Genomic DNA, 17,290 nt, shown 5'->3' with positions numbered 1-17,290 from the left:
ACATGACAGTAAACCAACAAGTTGATAGCAGGAGGAGGTGAGTTCGATGGATATAGTGATCATCATCTCCACTATGCTGGTCTCTGCAGTAGTCGGAGCAGTTGTTGGATTTCTTGTTCGCAAAACGATTGCTGAAGCGAAAATCTCCAGTGCAGAATTGGAAGCGCAACGGATTATCAAAGAAGGTAAAAACGACGCGGAAGCTTTGAAAAAGGAAGCTATGCTTGAAGCGAAGGACGAGAATCATAATCTTCGTGTTGAAGCTGAGCGTGAAATTCGTGAACGCAGAAATGAGTTACAAAAACAAGAGAATCGTTTGGTACAAAAAGAAGAGGTCCTTGATCGCAAAAGTGAGACTCTTGACAAAAAAGAGGATTCCCTCGAAAGAAGAGAGGACTCTCTCACCAAAAAACAACGACAAATTGAAGAGATGGAAGGCAAAGTGGAGGAGTTGCTACAAGAACAGCAACAGGAACTTCAGCGGATTTCCGGTCTTACGAGGGAAGAAGCGAAGCAAATCATCTTCCGTGAAAGCGAGCATGAACTTGAGCATGAACTAGCGCAGATGGTGAAAGAGCGTGAGAATCATGCAAAAGAAGAAGCTGATAAGAAGGCGAGAGAAGTATTATCGCTTGCAATTCAGCGCTGCGCTGCGGATCATGTTGCAGAAACGACGGTTTCCGTTGTTAACCTGCCAAATGATGAGATGAAAGGTCGGATTATTGGCCGTGAAGGTCGAAACATTCGAACTCTTGAAACGCTGACGGGGATTGATTTAATTATCGATGACACACCTGAGGCAGTTATTCTGTCCGGTTTTGATCCGATACGAAGAGAAATCGCTCGTAATGCCCTGGATAAACTCGTACAGGATGGAAGAATACACCCTGCACGAATTGAAGAAATGGTTGAGAAATCACGCAGGGAAGTAGACGAATACATCCGCGAAGTTGGAGAACAATCCACATTTGAAATTGGAGTTCACGGACTCCACCCGGATCTCATTAAGATTCTGGGACGTTTGAAATTCCGTACAAGTTATGGACAGAATGTATTGAAGCATTCCATGGAAGTTGCTTATTTAACAGGACTTATGGCAGCAGAGCTTGGGGAAGATGTACAGCTTGCTCGACGTGCTGGTCTTCTACATGATCTTGGTAAAGCGATTGACCATGAAGTGGAAGGAAGCCACGTTGAAATTGGCGTAGAGCTTGCGACTAAGTACAAAGAGCATCCTGTTGTAATTAATGCAATCGCATCTCACCATGGTGATACGGAAGCTACATCTGTAATCTCAACTCTTGTGGCAGCGGCCGATGCATTGTCAGCTGCACGTCCGGGAGCACGTCGTGAGACATTAGAGACGTACATTCGTCGTCTTGAGAAACTGGAAGAGATTTCAGAGTCGTTTGAGGGCGTAGAGAAGTCATTTGCTATTCAAGCAGGTCGTGAAATTAGAATTATGGTTAAACCTGATCTTGTCGATGACGTTTCATCTTATCGTCTAGCACGAGAGATTACTAAGAAAATCGAAAATGAACTGGACTACCCTGGGCACATTAAAGTCACGGTAATTCGTGAAACAAGGGCAGTTGAGTATGCAAAATAAAGCGATGCCGCGTGCATCGCTTTATTTAATTGGCTCTTTTCTAAAAGATTGTTACTTTTCAAAGATTCTTCTATAAAGAACCCCATATCATAGGTGATTGGAGCGGAAGGTGCTCGACTCCTGCGGGACTAGCGGGACAGGTGAGACCCCGCAGGCGCGATGTTCTTGCGCGCTGAGGAGGCTCATCGCCCGCCCCGCGGAAAGCGAGCATCCTGAAGCGGAAATCAACCACAACTGTTATAGCAACAATGGTTACGAAAGCAGCTATTAAATTTTATCCGTTACTTAATATCATGAATTTCTTTTGATAAACTGATAAAGAATGAAATAAGAGATTGGAGTATCATTATGAAAATACTATTTATCGGAGATGTTGTAGGCTCTCCAGGACGCAATATGATTTCAACTTACTTACCTCGTTTAAAAAGAAAGTACAAACCTACATTTACAATCGTTAACGGGGAAAACGCAGCAAGTGGACGAGGAATTACTGAGAAAATTTATCGTGGCTTTCTAGAAGCAGGTGCCCAGGTCATTACGATGGGAAATCACACATGGGATAATCGAGAGATCTTTGAATTCATCGATCGCGCTCCGAAGCTCGTTAGACCTGCCAACTTTCCTCAAGGCACTCCAGGTAATGGGTCAACGATTGTGAACATTAACGGAATAGAGGTTGGTGTTATTAACCTTCAAGGAAGAACATTCCTTCCGGCACTTGATGATCCGTTCACTAAGGCGGATGAGCTTATTGAAGAGATGAGAGAACGAACTCCAGTTATCTTTGTTGATTTTCATGCTGAAACAACAAGTGAGAAGCAGGCAATGGGTTGGTATCTTGATGGGAGAGTAACAGCGGTTGTTGGCACACACACGCATGTTCAAACAGCAGATGAGCGAATTTTACCTGGAGGTACAGGCTATTTGACTGATGCCGGAATGACTGGTCCGTATGATGGTATTCTCGGAATGGAACGCGAAGCTGTTATCAAGAAATTTCTGACAACGATGCCCGTAAGGTTTGAAGTAACAAAAGGTCGGGAACAACTTAGTGGGGTCATTTTAACATTAGATCCAAAAACTGGTAAGGCGACCAAGATTGAACGCATAGCGATCAATGACGACCATCCATTCTATGATTAGGTTTTGAATGTATTGAAAATTTGATGGACACAGCAGGAATACAAGCTTCTTACAAGGAATATAGTCTAGAGTGGTAATGGATGATCAAATTAAGGAGGGGCTATAAAAATGGATATATTAAAAGTTTCAGCAAAATCCAATCCTAATTCTGTAGCTGGTGCACTTGCTGGCGTCCTTCGGGAACGCGGTAATGCTGAGATTCAAGCGATTGGAGCAGGTGCACTAAACCAGGCAGTGAAAGCAGTAGCCATCGCAAGAGGGTTTGTAGCACCCAGTGGCGTTGACCTCATTTGTATCCCTGCTTTCACCGATATTTTGATCGATGGTGAAGAGCGTACCGCAATTAAGCTAATTGTAGAGCCTCGCTAAATAGTTCCGTCAAGAAAACCTGTTTGTTTTTACAAACAGGTTTTTTATACTTTGAAATCCCTTACCGGGTGTACAGATTAGTTGGACAAACATATGAGGAGGCTATCGATGAATATACATGATGCACACTGCGATGTACTTTGTAAGATGTGGTTGGACCCGTCCCTTTCATTTGAAGATGGTGAAGGACTTCACACGAACCTTAATCAAATGAGGAGAGCAGGTGCAAAGCTTCAATTGTTTGCGGTATACGTACCTGAAAGCGTTCCGGATCCTGCTAAATTTGACTGTGCGCTAGATATGGTCGATATTTTTCATGAAAGGGTTATCAAACCTTACGATGATGTTGTGCCCGTTTATACGAAAAAGGATGCCGAGAATATTCCAGATGGAAAGATAGGCGCAATGCTAACATTGGAAGGTTGCGATGTGATCGGGAAGGAAGCGGGTAGGTTGAAAACCCTTATCCGTCTTGGTGTTAGATCAGTCGGACTTACATGGAATTATGGCAATGCCACGGCTGATGGCATTCTTGAGTCAAGAGGAGCAGGCCTTTCTGACTTTGGTAGAAGTATTATCGATTTACATAATCAGCATCGAATTTGGACAGATGTCTCGCACTTATCTGTTCGAGCATTTTGGGATGTTATTGATCAGGGGCGTTATGTAATTGCTTCTCACTCCAATGCTAAAGCAATTTGCACACACCCACGAAATCTTGATAATCAGCAGCTTACAGCGTTAATTGAGAAAGACTCCTTTATTGGCGTTACTTTTGTGCCAAAATTTCTACGTAATGACCGAAATGCAAGCGTATCAGATATTATTCACCATATTGAGCATATATGTAGTCTTGGTGGAACATCAAACATCGGACTCGGATCTGATTTTGATGGTATTAGTGAAGTCCCTGCTGGTCTAGAGCGATACGATGATTATCCACGCCTCATTGAAGAACTTCATCGGTATTACAGCAAAGAACAAGTAGATGGATTTTTAGGTGAAAATCTGATCGCAAGAATGCCCTGATAAGTAAGAATTTAGTATTTGTCGAATTAATGAGCAGGGAATTATAATCCTATTTCGAACTAGTAATATAAGCAAGCGGTTTCAGGTACTAGATTAGAAAGGGTGGGGCGATATGATCGAGCAACTTTCATGGAAAGTTGGTGGGCAGCAGGGTGAAGGAATTGAGAGTACAGGTGAAATATTCGCGATTGCGCTAAATCGTATGGGATACTATTTATATGGTTACCGGCATTTTTCGTCCCGTATCAAAGGCGGGCATACGAATAATAAGATACGTGTAAGCACGAATGAAGTTCGCTCTGTTTCTGATGATCTTGACATGCTAATTGCATTTGATCAGGAAACCATTGATGTGAATGCTCACGAACTGCACAGCGGGGGCATTATTATTGGTGACGCGAAATTTAAGCCTGTTAAACCAGAAGGTTGCAAGGCTGAACTCGTCATCATTCCTTTTTCAGAAATCGCAACCGAATTAGGCACATCACTTATGAAAAACATGGTTGCTATTGGAGCAACGAGTGCAGCTCTCGGGGTCGACACGGCAACATATCAGGCTGTTGTGGAAGAAATCTTTGGTCGAAAGGGAGAAAAGGTCGTTACGAGCAATATGGAAGCGATCCAACGTGGAGCAGATGCATTCGTTCAATCTGCGGGAAACAGTGTTCAAACGTTATCTCTCAAAAAAGCCGATGGAAAGAATCGCATGTTTATGATTGGAAATGATGCGATAGCACTAGGAGCATTAGCGGGTGGTGCGAGATTGATGGCGGCTTATCCGATTACGCCTGCTTCAGAAATTATGGAGTACCTGATCAAGAAGCTACCGGAGTTTGGTGGCACTGTCATACAGACAGAGGATGAGATTGCTGCTGCGACTATGGCAATTGGGTCGAATTATGCAGGGGTAAGAACGTTAACTGCTTCAGCAGGCCCAGGGTTGTCTTTAATGATGGAAGCAATCGGGTTATCCGGCATTACAGAAACTCCGCTCGTTATCGTAGATACACAGCGTGGTGGCCCGAGTACAGGTCTTCCAACAAAACAGGAGCAATCTGATTTACTAGCCATGATTTATGGAACACATGGTGAGATCCCTAAGATTGTTATTGCTCCGAGTACAGTTGAAGAAGCGTTCTATGACGCGATTGAGGCTTTTAATCTTGCAGAAGAATATCAATGTCCTGTCATCTTGCTTTCCGATTTACAGCTTTCATTAGGTAAGCAAACAGTTGAACCTCTTGACTATCATAAAATAAAAATTAGAAGAGGGAAACTAAACGATCAAGAGCTTCCTGAACGAGAAGATAAAGCATACTTTAAACGGTTTGAAGTAACTGATGATGGTGTATCGAATCGTGTTATTCCAGGCACAAAGAATGGGGTTTTTCATGTGACTGGAGTGGAACATGATGAGACAGGAAAGCCTTCTGAAGTTCCTGAAAACCGTAAAGATCAAATGGAGAAGCGGCTTAGGAAGATTAGTAACTTATCGTTTCCAGTCCCAATCTACAAGCGAGAAGAGCATGAGGAGTCGGATGTGCTATTGATTGGATTTAATTCGACAAGGGGTAGTATTGAAGAAGCTATTCCAAGGCTTGAAGAAGATGGCTTTAAAGTAAATCATGCACAAATTCGCCTTGTTCATCCATTTCCTTCTGATGAATTGTTACCTATGCTTAAGGCCGCGAAGAAAGTAGTTGTTGTGGAACATAATGCAACAGGGCAACTTGCTAGTCTTGTGAAAATGAATGCAGGTCACGGGGATAAGATTGAAAGTCTTCTGAAATATGACGGGAATCCATTCTTGCCAGGTGATATTCATCAACAATGCAAGGAGATGTTAGCAAATGGCCACATTTAAAGATTTTCGAAATCAGGTAAAACCTAACTGGTGTCCAGGCTGTGGTGACTTCTCTGTTCAAGCAGCTATTCAGCGTGCTGCAGCAAATGTTGGGCTAGAGCCAGATGACCTTGCAGTCGTTTCAGGAATTGGTTGTTCTGGACGAATTAGCGGGTATATCAATGCATATGGCTTTCATGGCATTCACGGGCGCTCACTTCCGATTGCCCAGGGTGTGAAAATGGCGAATCGTGACTTAACTGTTATCGCTTCTGGTGGAGATGGGGATGGTTTTGCGATCGGAATGGGGCACACGATTCATGCGATGAGACGCAATATTGATGTAACATATATTGTAATGGATAATCAAATTTATGGTCTTACAAAAGGGCAAACCTCTCCAACTAGTGCAGAAGGCTTTAAAACGAAGAGTACGCCTTCTGGCTCAATCGAATCGTCATTATCGATAATGGAACTTGCACTTTCAAGTGGATGTGGCTTTGTGGCCCAGAGCTTCTCAACAGATCTAAAGGACCTTGTTGCAATAATTGAGCTAGGTATCCAACATAAAGGCTTCTCCTTAATTAATGTTTTTAGCCCATGTGTGACATTTAATAAAGTGAACACATATGATTGGTTCAAACAAAATCTAGTAAGCTTAAACGATATCGAAGGGTATGATCCTACAAATCGCATGTTGGCCATGCAAACATTGATGGAACATGATGGACTTGTAAAAGGTCTAATTTATCATAACCCAACAAGGCCGTCATATCAGGAATCGGTAAGAGGCTATAGCGCTGAAGCTCTATCTAAACAAAACCTGGCTCTACCTGAAGAGAAATTCACGGAATTAATGGCAGAGTTTATGTGAATTCTAACGAAGACCCTCTATAACTTGGAGGGTCTTTTTTTAGCGAAATGTACTTTTAAACTTATTCCATTTATATAACTATAAGTGTCCGTGTATAGAGGACACGTCATCTTTACGGTGTGATCAATTAATGATAAAATGGTTGTGATAACAGGGATTATTTAAGGTTTTAAATAAGTGAGGTGTACGCTGTGGAAGGAAAGATGAAAGCGATTGTAAAGCATGAGCGTGAAAAAGGTGCTCAACTTCAAACGGTGGATATTCCACAAATTAATGATAATGAAGTATTAATCCAAGTAAAAGCAACATCTATTTGCGGTACAGATGTACATATTTACACGTGGGATGAATGGTCTCAAAGTCGAGTGAATCCTCCGTATGTATTTGGACATGAATTTGCAGGTGTAGTTGTAGAAAAAGGCAAGAATGTAACAAATTTTGAAATTGGTGATCACGTCTCAGCCGAAACGCACATTGTTTGTAATCAGTGTCCACAATGTTTAACTGGTAAATTTCACATATGTGAGAACACAAAAATTATTGGTGTTGATACAGACGGTTGTTTTGCAGAGTATGTGGCATTGCCGTCACAAAATATTTGGAAAAACCCTGAATCGTTATCTTTTGATGTGGCATCTGTTCAGGAACCAATGGGAAATGCGGTGCATACGGTTCTTGCAGGAGATGTAGCAGGGAAAACCGTCGCGATTATTGGGTGTGGACCAATTGGTATCATGGCTGTTGGTGTTGCCAAAGCAGCAGGCGCATCACAAGTTATCGCGCTTGATTTGAATGATTACAGACTAGATCTTGCGAAAGAAATGGGCGCAACAATAGTTGTTAATTCACGAAATGAAAATCCTCTTGATGTTGTACATGAACTTACAAACGGTCATGGTGTAGATGTTGTTTGTGAAATGTCAGGTCATCCAATTGCGATGAATCAAGGTTTTAAGATGGTAACAAATGGTGGGAGAGTATCTATTCTAAGTCTTCCTGTTCGTCCAGTTGAAATTGATGTTACGAATGATATCGTTTTTAAAGGGATAACGGTGCAGGGGATTACAGGCAGAAAAATGTTTGAAACATGGCGTCAGGTTTCCGGGCTTTTACAATCAGGCCAGGTAGACGTTGAGCCAATGATTACGCATCACTTCCCGCTTGAAGACTTTGAAAAAGGCTTCGAATTAATGATTGAGGGTAAATGTGGTAAGGTAGTATTGCATCCATAGGGCTCGATAAGAGCTTTTACATAACGAAGAGGAGGCCAACCAATGAAAGGTTTTGAATATCTTCAGGAAGAGCTTGATCAAATGCAAGAGGAAGGTGTCTTTCGTAACCTTATTCCATTAGAATCTGCTCAAGGGTCACGCGTTACAATTAAAGGGAAAAATGTTATCCAACTTTCATCTAATAACTATCTTGGATTAACGGATCATCCGAAAATGAAAGAAGCAGCGATTGAAGCGGTTGAGAAGTACGGTGCAGGAACAGGATCCGTTCGTACAATTGCCGGTACGCTATCTATGCATGAACAGTTTGAAGAAAAGCTTGCGGAATTCAAGCACACAGAAGCTGCACTTGTACTTCAATCTGGGTTTGCGACAAATCAGGCAGTACTTTCAGCAATTCTTACAAAAGAGGACGTTGTTATTTCAGATGAGTTGAATCATGCATCGATTATCGATGGCATTCGTTTAACGAAAGCTGGACGACGGATTTATAAGCATACGGATATGGAAGATCTGGAGAAAGCTCTTCAAGAAACACAAGAGTATCGCACTCGTTTAGTCGTAACAGACGGTGTTTTCTCGATGGACGGAAATATCGCACCTCTAACTGAAATTGTAGAGCTTTGCGAGAAGTATAACGCTCTTGTGATGGTGGATGATGCTCATGCGAGTGGTGTACTTGGAGCAAATGGACGCGGAACAGTTGATCATTTTGGTCTGAACGGTCGCGTTCAAATTCAAGTTGGTACACTTAGTAAAGCAATTGGTGTTCTTGGAGGGTATATCGCAAGTACAAAGACACTTCGTGATTATTTGATCCATAAAGGTCGTCCGTTTCTATTTAGTACATCGCACCCACCTGCGGTAACAGCAGCGTGTTCTGCAGCCATCGATGTCCTTTTAGAAGAACCCGAATTGATTGAAAAGCTCTGGGATAATACAAAATTCTTCAAAGCCGGATTAGAAAACCTCGGTTTTGATACAGGCATTAGCGAAACGCCAGTAACACCAGTTATTATTGGTGATGAAGCGCTAACGCATAAGTTTTCTGATAAGCTATTTGAAAATGGCGTATTTGCACAGGGGATTGCTTTCCCAACTGTTGCAAAAGGAAAGGGACGCGTCCGCACGATCGTCACCGCTCAGCATTCAAAAGAAGACCTTCAAGAAGCGCTCGATGCTTTTGAAAAGTCGGCAAAAGAGCTTGGCATACTTTAAGTGAAAGGGAGGGGGAGAAATCCTCCTCTTTTTTTGTGTGTTAGTCAATTGAGTTAAAAGTCGTTTAGTTGTTGTTAGGTCTCATTGCTTAAATACTCTGAAACCCTTATAATAAAGGAATGTCCACTGGTTACACATTTTTTATTTGGTGATAAAGGATAACGGATAAAACGGAGGCTTTTTTGGAATGTAACTTTCATAAGCCTGTTTTCTAAGTTTAGGAGCATGATGCTCTTTTTCATAGCAGGGTCATCCTTTTAATTGGAAAGGAGTTAACGACATGAACGAAAAGCAAAGGTTAGATTCACAAATCAATGTGAAAAAGACAGAGAAGACAACAGAAGACTTTGCGAAATATTTTCAGACGACGTACCAGGCACCTAACTTAAAGGATGCGAAGCGACGCGGGAAAGAAAATGTGAATGTTCATTACGATTTTGAAATTCCAGAGAACATTAAAAATCTCGGGAAAGACAAGAAGTTCTTGATTCGTACATACGGATGTCAAATGAATGAGCATGATACAGAAATCATGGCAGGTATTTTTGAGGAGATGGGATATGAAGCAACGACAGCGGTTGAAGAAGCTGATGTGGTTCTTTTAAATACGTGTGCGATTCGAGAAAATGCCGAAAATAAGGTGTTTGGAGAACTAGGGCACTTAAAGCCGTTGAAAATGGAAAATCCTAATCTTATCATTGGTGTATGTGGTTGTATGTCACAGGAGGAATCTGTGGTAAATCGTATCATGCAAAAACACCAATTCGTTGATTTGATTTTTGGTACACATAATATCCACCGATTACCAGAATTAATGGAGCAAGCTGTATTTGGTAAAGAAATGGTGATGGAAGTTTGGTCAAAAGAAGGCGATATCATTGAAAACCTTCCGAGAACGAGAAAAGGTGAAATCAAAGCCTGGGTTAATATTATGTACGGTTGCGATAAGTTCTGTACATACTGCATCGTTCCATACACAAGGGGAAAAGAACGAAGTCGTCGACCGGAAGATATCATTCAGGAAGTACGTCACCTTGCAGCAAAAGGTTATAAAGAAGTTACGCTCCTTGGACAGAATGTAAACGCTTATGGGAAAGATTTAGAAGATGTTAATTATGGTCTAGGAGACTTAATGAATGAGATTCATAAAATCGATATTCCTAGAGTTCGGTTTACAACGAGTCATCCTCGTGACTTTGATGATCGTCTAGTAGAAGTGCTCGGTCAGGGAGGAAATCTAGTTGACCACATTCATCTTCCTGTTCAAAGCGGTAGTAATGACGTTCTTAAGTTAATGAACCGTCGCTATACACGAGAAACCTATCTAGAGCTTGTTCGTAAAATAAAGAAAGTAATGCCACAGGCAACGTTTACAACGGATATCATCGTTGGTTTTCCTAACGAAACCGATGAACAATTCGAGGAAACAATTGAGCTAGTAAAAGAAGTGGAGTATGATAGTGCCTATACATTTATATATTCACAGCGTGATGGAACACCAGCTGCTAAAATGCAGGATAATGTTCCAATGGATGTGAAAAAAGAGCGACTTCAACGACTAAATGCTCTTGTTAATGAGATGGCAGCGAAAAACAACGCGGTCTTTGAAGGTGAGATTGTTGAAGTGCTCGTTGAGGGAGAAAGCAAGAAAAATGCTGACGTCCTTTCTGGATATACGAGAAAAAATAAAGTAGTTAACTTTAGAGGCCCTAAATCTCTAATTGGTCAACTGGTACAAGTGAAAATCACGAAAGCAAAAACGTGGTCTCTTGATGGAGAATATATAGAAAAAACGGCAGAGGTGAATGCATAATGTTGTCAAGAATGGAAGTTATTGCAAAAGCGAAAGATCTTGCTAAGCTAGTTTCAGAAACAGAGGAAGTTGATTTCTTCAAACGTGCAGAAGCAAAGATTAACGAAAATAAAAAGGTGCAAAGCTTAATTGCTCGCATTAAGCTTGAACAAAAAGAGGCAGTTAATCTTCAACACTATTCAAAACATGAAGCGTTGAAAGAAAAAGATGAGCGTATCGATAAGCTCATGCAGCAGCTTGATGAAATTCCTGTTGTTCAGGAATTCAAGCGTTCACAGTCAGATGTGAATGATTTGCTTCAGCTCGTTGCAAATACAATTTCGAATACTGTAACAGATGAAATTATCGAGGCAACTGGTGGGAATGTTCTAGAAGGAACGACTGGATCAACCCAAAGTGGACCTGGATGTAAGTAAGGTAAAAGTCGGGAAAAAAATCCCGGCTTTTTTTATTTGTTCTATTAAATAAATTTCATATACCGTATTTTTTTTAGAAAAATATCAAAAGGTTGTAAAGCATTGGACATTAAAGACATAGACTGATAGTGGAACAGCCTTGATAGAGTGAAACTTCCATTTAAAGGTGGGAGAATTACTGCCACTTAAGGGTGGGATAAAAAAAGAGGCACACTAGTCGTTTGTCTTGCATAGGATGAGAATGAAGATTGGAAGAGGAGGTATGATCGATGTCAGAGGATTATAATTACAGAGAGATATTCGCCAAAGCAGTTTGCGGAAAAGGGCGTAAATTTACACAGGATACACACACAGTAACACCATCGCATAAACCATCAAGTATACTAGGTTGTTGGATTATTAACAATGAATTTACTTCAAAGAAGCACGGTGACTGCGTAGTCGTTGAAGGCTCTTATGACATTAATATCTGGTACTCTTACAGCCATAATACGAAAACAGAAGTCGTAACAGAAAATGTAAAATACCGTGAAGAAATTCCTCTTCGCTATAAAGACAAAGACTGTGTGGCTGAAGAAGTAGTGGCGAAAGCGATACAAGAGCCGAATGCACTTGAAGCTACCATAGCTCCGAGTGGTCACAAAATCATTGTCCAGGTAGAGAGAGAGTTCCTCGTTGAAGTAATCGGGGAAACCAAAATTTGTGTTTATGTAAATCCAGATGGCTGTGGAGACGACGATGATTGGGATTATGAAGTTGATGATGAAGAGTTTGAAGATTTAGATCCGAACTTTTTAATTGGTGATCTTGAAGAATAGCTATACCAGGGAGAAGCAAACCTTCTTCCTGGTTTTTATTTGGGTTGATGGTCTCCATCGCTTTTCGGACTTAAATGGTAACTTCCGCTTTTCTTGATCTAGCTGCAGTGGGCAGACTCTCGGTCACTTCACCTTTCAACCTGAACACAAAGAACGTGTTCATTTTGAAAGGCTCCAGTGCCTGTCGAGTCTAAACGGCCACTTCCGCTTTTCTGATCCAGCTGCATGGGCCAAATCCTCCGGCTGTTTCACCCAATCAGTTGATACAAAAAGCGTCTCATCTGATTGGGTTCCAACATCCTACGGATTTTAACAGGCCCACTCCGCTTTTCTGATATGATATACTATTAGCTGAATAGAATTGAGATTGGTGGAGAAAAATCATGGCGCGATATACACCTATGATGGAGCAATATCTTAGAATTAAGGCAGAGTATCAGGATGCCTTTTTATTTTTTCGTTTAGGCGATTTTTATGAAATGTTTTTTGATGATGCGACACGTGCATCGAAGGAATTGGAAATTACGTTAACGAGCAGAGATGGTGGTGAGCAGGGGCGCATTCCGATGTGTGGCGTGCCTTACCATGCTGCTGATAATTATATATCTCAACTAGTAACAAAAGGCTATAAGATTGCGATTTGTGAGCAAACCGAGGATCCAAAACAGGCCAAAGGGGTTGTGAGAAGAGAAGTGGTTCAGCTCATTACACCAGGAACGGTAATGTCTGATCACTTAATTAAAGAGAAAGAGAACAATTACATTGTTGCGATTTCAGCATTTGAAGACAATACCTTTGCGCTTGCAGCAAATGATTTAACGACTGGGGAATCAATGGCAACTATTTTGGCTGGTGATCACCATGAAGTCATTGGAGAGCTTTCTAACCTTGCACCACGGGAAGTGATTCTTAACAGCAAGAGTGAGGAGCTGTCAAATGCAATTCAAGAACGGATGACAGTTACGATTTCGATTGAGGACGACACTACGATTCCTGAAGCGTTAACCACGCTTAGTGACCATATCGATCAACCAAAGCTATTGGATGTGTTTGGTCGTTTGCTTCAGTATTTGATTCGAACACAGAAGCGGTCGATGGATCACTTGCAGCCTCTTCGTCATTATCATATATCTCAATATATGAAGCTTGATGTAAACTCAAAACGAAATCTTGAACTCGTTGAAACGATTCGCGACAAAAAGCGGACAGGCTCTCTAGTCTGGTTTCTTGATAGTTCTGTTACTGCTATGGGCGGGAGACTTTTAAAGCAATGGGTAGAACGGCCACTTTTGAAGCAAAGGGAGATAGAAAAGCGCCAGGAGCTTGTTGAAACACTGATGAAGCAATTTTTCGAACGGGAAACGATTAGAGAACAGCTTCAAGGTGTTTATGATTTAGAACGTCTTGCTGGGAAGGTTGCGTTTGGGAATTTAAATGCTAGAGATCTTGTACAACTAAGAAAGTCGCTTGAGAAAATCCCTGAAATTAAGCAAGCTGTGAACTCGCTTGATAATCCATATGCGAAGGAACTCGGGGAAGAGATTCTTCCATGTGAAGAACTTGTGAAACTATTGCAAGATGCGATTGAAGATAACCCGCCGCTTTCCGTTAAGGAAGGGCAAATGATTCGCGATGGGTATCATGAGGATCTTGATAAATATCGTGATGCGAGTCGTAACGGGAAAGATTGGATCGCGGCACTTCAAATGCAGGAGCGGGAGCGGACTGGAATTAAATCGCTCAAAATCGGTTATAACAAAGTATTTGGTTATTACATCGAAGTAACAAGGTCGAATCTTCCTAATCTCCCTGAAGGCAGATATGAGCGTAAACAAACCCTTTCTAATGCTGAGCGGTTTATTACACCTGAGCTTAAGGAAAAGGAAACCTTGATTCTAGAAGCGGAAGAAAAAATTGTGGATCTAGAATATAGTTTATTTGCCAATGTACGTGAAGAGGTTAAAGCGTTTATCCCTCAGCTACAGCAATTGGCTAGAAAAATTAGCGAGCTCGATGTGTTACAGGCTTTTGCGGTTGTAAGTGAAGAGAATCGATTTACAAAGCCTGTTTTCTCAAAAGAACGGAAAGTAGCCGTTGAGGGTGGGCGTCATCCGGTTGTTGAAAAAATGCTTAAAGGTCGAGAGTATGTTGCGAACGATGTGATAATGGATCGTGATCGAGAAATTCTACTCATAACAGGTCCTAACATGAGCGGGAAAAGTACGTACATGAGGCAGCTTGCGTTAATCTCCATTCTTGGTCAAATCGGTTGCTTTGTGCCAGCTGAATCTGCTGTTCTACCAGTATTTGATCAGATTTTTACAAGAATCGGTGCTGCAGATGACCTAGCGGCCGGTCAAAGTACGTTCATGGTGGAAATGCTTGAAGCAAACTACGCGATCACGCGCGCTACCCAGGATAGTTTAATTCTTCTTGATGAAATCGGGAGAGGGACTTCTACGTATGATGGCATGGCACTCGCACAATCAATTATTGAGTACGTGCATAGTGAAGTAAGAGCAAAAACACTTTTCTCTACTCACTATCATGAGCTTACAACGCTCGAGGAGGAGCTTGATCGTGTTAAGAACGTTCACGTGAAGGCAGTTGAAGAAAAAGGACGAGTTGTATTCTTACACCGGGTACACGATGGATCAGCTGATAAAAGCTATGGAATCCATGTAGCGCAGCTAGCGAATTTACCGGAATCGCTTATAAAACGTGCTGAGGCGATACTCAAAGAGTTCGAATCAGACTCGTATTCAGTTTCAGCTTCAAAGAATGAGTTAGCTTCTACCACAGTCGAACCCACCAAAGATAAGGCGTCAGTAGAAGAAGCACAGCTTGCTTTCTTTAATGAAGATGCGAGCCGTAAGCCTGCAAGAACTTCTGCTGAAAAGGCGATTCTAGATCGGTTAAAATCCGTTGATATTATGGAAATGACGCCAATGGATGCGATTAATACATTGTATGAGCTGAAAAAGCATTTAAAGTCATAATGAAAGAAAGGTGAGGACAATGGGAAAGATCGTACAGCTTGATGATCAGCTTTCAAACAAGATCGCTGCTGGTGAAGTAGTCGAAAGGCCGGCTTCTGTCGTAAAAGAACTGGTTGAGAATGCCATTGATGCAGAGAGCAGTGAAATTTCAATTGAAATAGAAGAAGGCGGTCTTTCCAAAATCCGCATCGTAGATAATGGTAGTGGGATGGATGAGGAAGATTGTAAGCTCGCTTTCTTCCGTCATGCTACAAGTAAAATTAAAAATGAGCGGGATTTATTTCAAATTGAAACGCTAGGGTTCCGTGGTGAGGCCCTTCCTAGTATCGCAGCTGTTTCTCATCTTGAATTGAAAACATCAACGGGTGATGCTGCTGGAACTTATGTACGAATAGAAGCAGGAAAAGTTGCTGAGTTCAAAGCGACGGATAGCCGAAAAGGAACGGAAATGACGATCACTGGACTATTTTATAATACGCCAGCTCGCTTAAAACATATGAAAACCGTTCACACAGAACTAGCAAATGTTGCAGATGTGATTAACCGTCAAGCCATGGCCCATCCTGACATAGCCTTTCGCTTTTTTCATAATGGAAAGAAATTGCTGTCTACAACTGGAAATGGTGATCTATTGCAAGTAATTGCGGCAATTTACGGCTACAACACAGCTCGTAAAATGCTTCCATTACATGCAGAGACAATTGATTTTACAGTGACTGGTTATGCTGCCAAACCGGAATTAACACGAGCGTCAAGGCAGTATATTTCGCTTGTAATCAATGGACGCTACATCAAAAACTTCACGATATCAAAAGGAATTCAACAGGGCTATCATACGCTACTTCCAATCGGACGTTATCCGATCGTGGTTCTTCATATTAAAATGAATCCAACGTTAATTGATGTGAACGTTCATCCTTCGAAACTCGAGGCGCGCATTAGTAAAGAGCAGGATCTTGCGCTAGCGATCGAAAATGCGATTAAAGGAATCTTTAAGAGGATCGAACTCATTCCTGAACAAACCTTGCCAAAGAAGAAGGAACCAGAAAGCGAGCAGCCTGCTTTTCAATTTCAGCATGATCGATCTAAGGTGCGAGAGGAAGCGCCTGTTCAGGAAGTGAAAGAACCAGAGTTTAAAACCGTTCACTCAGAAGAAACCGCTCCAGTCACAAGGGATTTCAATGAGCCGTTTATTGTGAAGGAAGAATTGAAGTCAGACGACTACGAGACGAATCAGTCTGAGCCTGAGACTCGTGACGAGCTTGAAATGGCGATGGATTATGTGAAAGAAACAAATGATAGTGAAACTCGAATCCCGCCACTTTATCCAATTGGTCAGATGCATGGCACCTATATTCTCGCTCAAAATGAGAACGGGCTATATATCATCGATCAGCATGCCGCACAGGAGCGAATTAAATATGAATTTTACCGTGAAAAAGTTGGTGAAATTGATCCAGTCGTACAAGAACTTCTTGTGCCATTTACTCTGGAGTACAATACGTCTGAATCGGCTATTATTGATAGTAGAATAGATGATCTTGCTAAAGTCGGAGTGTTTCTTGAGTCATTTGGACGGAATAGCTATATGGTAAGCGCTCATCCGGTCTGGTTTCCGAAAGGCGCCGAACAGAATACCATTGAGGAATTGATTCAAGAAGTCGTTGATAATCGTGCAATCGATGTGAAGAAACTTCGTGAGGAAGCGGCCATCATGATGTCGTGTAAGAAATCCATTAAAGCGAATCGTCATTTGCGTGATGATGAAGTATTCACCCTACTTGAGACGTTACGTCAATCAATTGATCCGTATACATGTCCTCACGGTAGACCGATTATCATACATTATTCAACGTATGAGATGGAAAAGATGTTTAAGAGGGTTATGTAACGAGCACAATGAGAAAACCTTGAAGGAAAGTACGTG

At 41.6% G+C, this 17,290-nt stretch carries 13 protein-coding genes; all 13 read left to right on the top strand.

The features are described from left to right. Positions 1-46: 46 nt before the first annotated feature. The 13 genes from rny to mutL all read left to right on the top strand — a co-directional run bounded on the left by rny (position 47) and on the right by mutL (position 17,254). The gene (gene rny, locus FBF83_RS02125) at positions 47-1,609 is read left to right on the top strand and encodes a ribonuclease Y (RefSeq protein ID WP_136945490.1); all 1,563 of its coding nucleotides are present in this window, start codon (positions 47-49) and stop codon (positions 1,607-1,609) included. A gap of 348 nt (positions 1,610-1,957) precedes the next feature. Next, on the top strand, positions 1,958-2,752 hold the full coding sequence (locus tag FBF83_RS02120) for a TIGR00282 family metallophosphoesterase (RefSeq protein ID WP_136945489.1): 795 nt from the start codon (positions 1,958-1,960) through the stop codon (positions 2,750-2,752). Between the two features lie 108 nt (positions 2,753-2,860). Next, positions 2,861-3,121 carry a stage V sporulation protein SpoVS gene (gene spoVS / locus FBF83_RS02115; RefSeq protein ID WP_044391806.1) on the top strand — a complete coding sequence of 87 codons (261 nt, stop codon included), beginning with the start codon at positions 2,861-2,863 and terminating at the stop codon, positions 3,119-3,121. Positions 3,122-3,229: 108 nt separating this feature from the next. Next, entirely contained in the window at positions 3,230-4,150 is a 921-nt protein-coding gene (locus FBF83_RS02110) for a dipeptidase (protein ID WP_136945488.1), read from the top strand. 112 nt (positions 4,151-4,262) lie between these two features. Next, positions 4,263-6,014: a 2-oxoacid:acceptor oxidoreductase subunit alpha gene (locus FBF83_RS02105; RefSeq protein ID WP_136945487.1), complete on the top strand. Its 1,752-nt coding sequence runs from the start codon at positions 4,263-4,265 to the stop codon at positions 6,012-6,014. Further along, entirely contained in the window at positions 6,001-6,867 is an 867-nt protein-coding gene (locus FBF83_RS02100) for a 2-oxoacid:ferredoxin oxidoreductase subunit beta (RefSeq protein WP_136945486.1), read from the top strand. Before FBF83_RS02105 ends, FBF83_RS02100 begins: the two co-directional genes overlap by 14 nt. A 191-nt stretch (positions 6,868-7,058) precedes the next feature. Beyond that, a complete protein-coding gene (gene tdh, locus FBF83_RS02095) occupies positions 7,059-8,099 on the top strand; it encodes an L-threonine 3-dehydrogenase (protein ID WP_169525145.1) in 1,041 nt (346 codons plus the stop codon). A gap of 42 nt (positions 8,100-8,141) precedes the next feature. Beyond that, the gene (locus tag FBF83_RS02090) at positions 8,142-9,317 is read left to right on the top strand and encodes a glycine C-acetyltransferase (protein ID WP_136945485.1); all 1,176 of its coding nucleotides are present in this window, start codon (positions 8,142-8,144) and stop codon (positions 9,315-9,317) included. A 280-nt stretch (positions 9,318-9,597) separates the two neighbouring features. After that, positions 9,598-11,130 carry a tRNA (N6-isopentenyl adenosine(37)-C2)-methylthiotransferase MiaB gene (gene miaB / locus FBF83_RS02085; RefSeq protein ID WP_136945484.1) on the top strand — a complete coding sequence of 511 codons (1,533 nt, stop codon included), beginning with the start codon at positions 9,598-9,600 and terminating at the stop codon, positions 11,128-11,130. Then, positions 11,130-11,546 (top strand): RicAFT regulatory complex protein RicA family protein, encoded by a 417-nt coding sequence (locus tag FBF83_RS02080; RefSeq protein WP_136945483.1) that lies wholly within the window; start codon positions 11,130-11,132, stop codon positions 11,544-11,546. The genes miaB and FBF83_RS02080 overlap by 1 nt, the downstream gene beginning before the upstream one ends. Before the next feature lie 269 nt (positions 11,547-11,815). Further along, complete coding sequence (gene cotE / locus FBF83_RS02075) at positions 11,816-12,364, top strand: outer spore coat protein CotE (RefSeq protein WP_136945482.1); 549 nt, start codon at positions 11,816-11,818, stop codon at positions 12,362-12,364. Between the two features lie 383 nt (positions 12,365-12,747). Then, the gene (gene mutS, locus FBF83_RS02070) at positions 12,748-15,363 is read left to right on the top strand and encodes a DNA mismatch repair protein MutS (protein WP_136945481.1); all 2,616 of its coding nucleotides are present in this window, start codon (positions 12,748-12,750) and stop codon (positions 15,361-15,363) included. 19 nt (positions 15,364-15,382) lie between these two features. Then, the gene (gene mutL / locus FBF83_RS02065) at positions 15,383-17,254 is read left to right on the top strand and encodes a DNA mismatch repair endonuclease MutL (RefSeq protein WP_136945480.1); all 1,872 of its coding nucleotides are present in this window, start codon (positions 15,383-15,385) and stop codon (positions 17,252-17,254) included. The last annotated feature ends 36 nt before the right edge of the window (positions 17,255-17,290 follow it).

Source organism: Guptibacillus hwajinpoensis (assembly GCF_005144865.1).
GTDB classification, from domain to species: domain Bacteria; phylum Bacillota; class Bacilli; order Bacillales; family Guptibacillaceae; genus Guptibacillus; species Guptibacillus hwajinpoensis_A.
This window is presented reverse-complemented; position numbering and strand designations above follow the sequence as displayed.

Bases quoted from the DNA above. Each gene is read 5' to 3' on its own strand.
- rny (WP_136945490.1), top strand. From the start codon at position 47: ATGGATATAGTGATCATCATCTCCACTATGCTGGTCTCTGCAGTAGTC.
- FBF83_RS02120 (WP_136945489.1), top strand. From the start codon at position 1,958: ATGAAAATACTATTTATCGGAGATGTTGTAGGCTCTCCAGGACGCAAT.
- spoVS (WP_044391806.1), top strand. From the start codon at position 2,861: ATGGATATATTAAAAGTTTCAGCAAAATCCAATCCTAATTCTGTAGCT.
- FBF83_RS02110 (WP_136945488.1), top strand. From the start codon at position 3,230: ATGAATATACATGATGCACACTGCGATGTACTTTGTAAGATGTGGTTG.
- FBF83_RS02105 (WP_136945487.1), top strand. From the start codon at position 4,263: ATGATCGAGCAACTTTCATGGAAAGTTGGTGGGCAGCAGGGTGAAGGA.
- FBF83_RS02100 (WP_136945486.1), top strand. From the start codon at position 6,001: ATGGCCACATTTAAAGATTTTCGAAATCAGGTAAAACCTAACTGGTGT.
- FBF83_RS02090 (WP_136945485.1), top strand. From the start codon at position 8,142: ATGAAAGGTTTTGAATATCTTCAGGAAGAGCTTGATCAAATGCAAGAG.
- miaB (WP_136945484.1), top strand. From the start codon at position 9,598: ATGAACGAAAAGCAAAGGTTAGATTCACAAATCAATGTGAAAAAGACA.
- FBF83_RS02080 (WP_136945483.1), top strand. From the start codon at position 11,130: ATGTTGTCAAGAATGGAAGTTATTGCAAAAGCGAAAGATCTTGCTAAG.
- cotE (WP_136945482.1), top strand. From the start codon at position 11,816: ATGTCAGAGGATTATAATTACAGAGAGATATTCGCCAAAGCAGTTTGC.
- mutS (WP_136945481.1), top strand. From the start codon at position 12,748: ATGGCGCGATATACACCTATGATGGAGCAATATCTTAGAATTAAGGCA.
- mutL (WP_136945480.1), top strand. From the start codon at position 15,383: ATGGGAAAGATCGTACAGCTTGATGATCAGCTTTCAAACAAGATCGCT.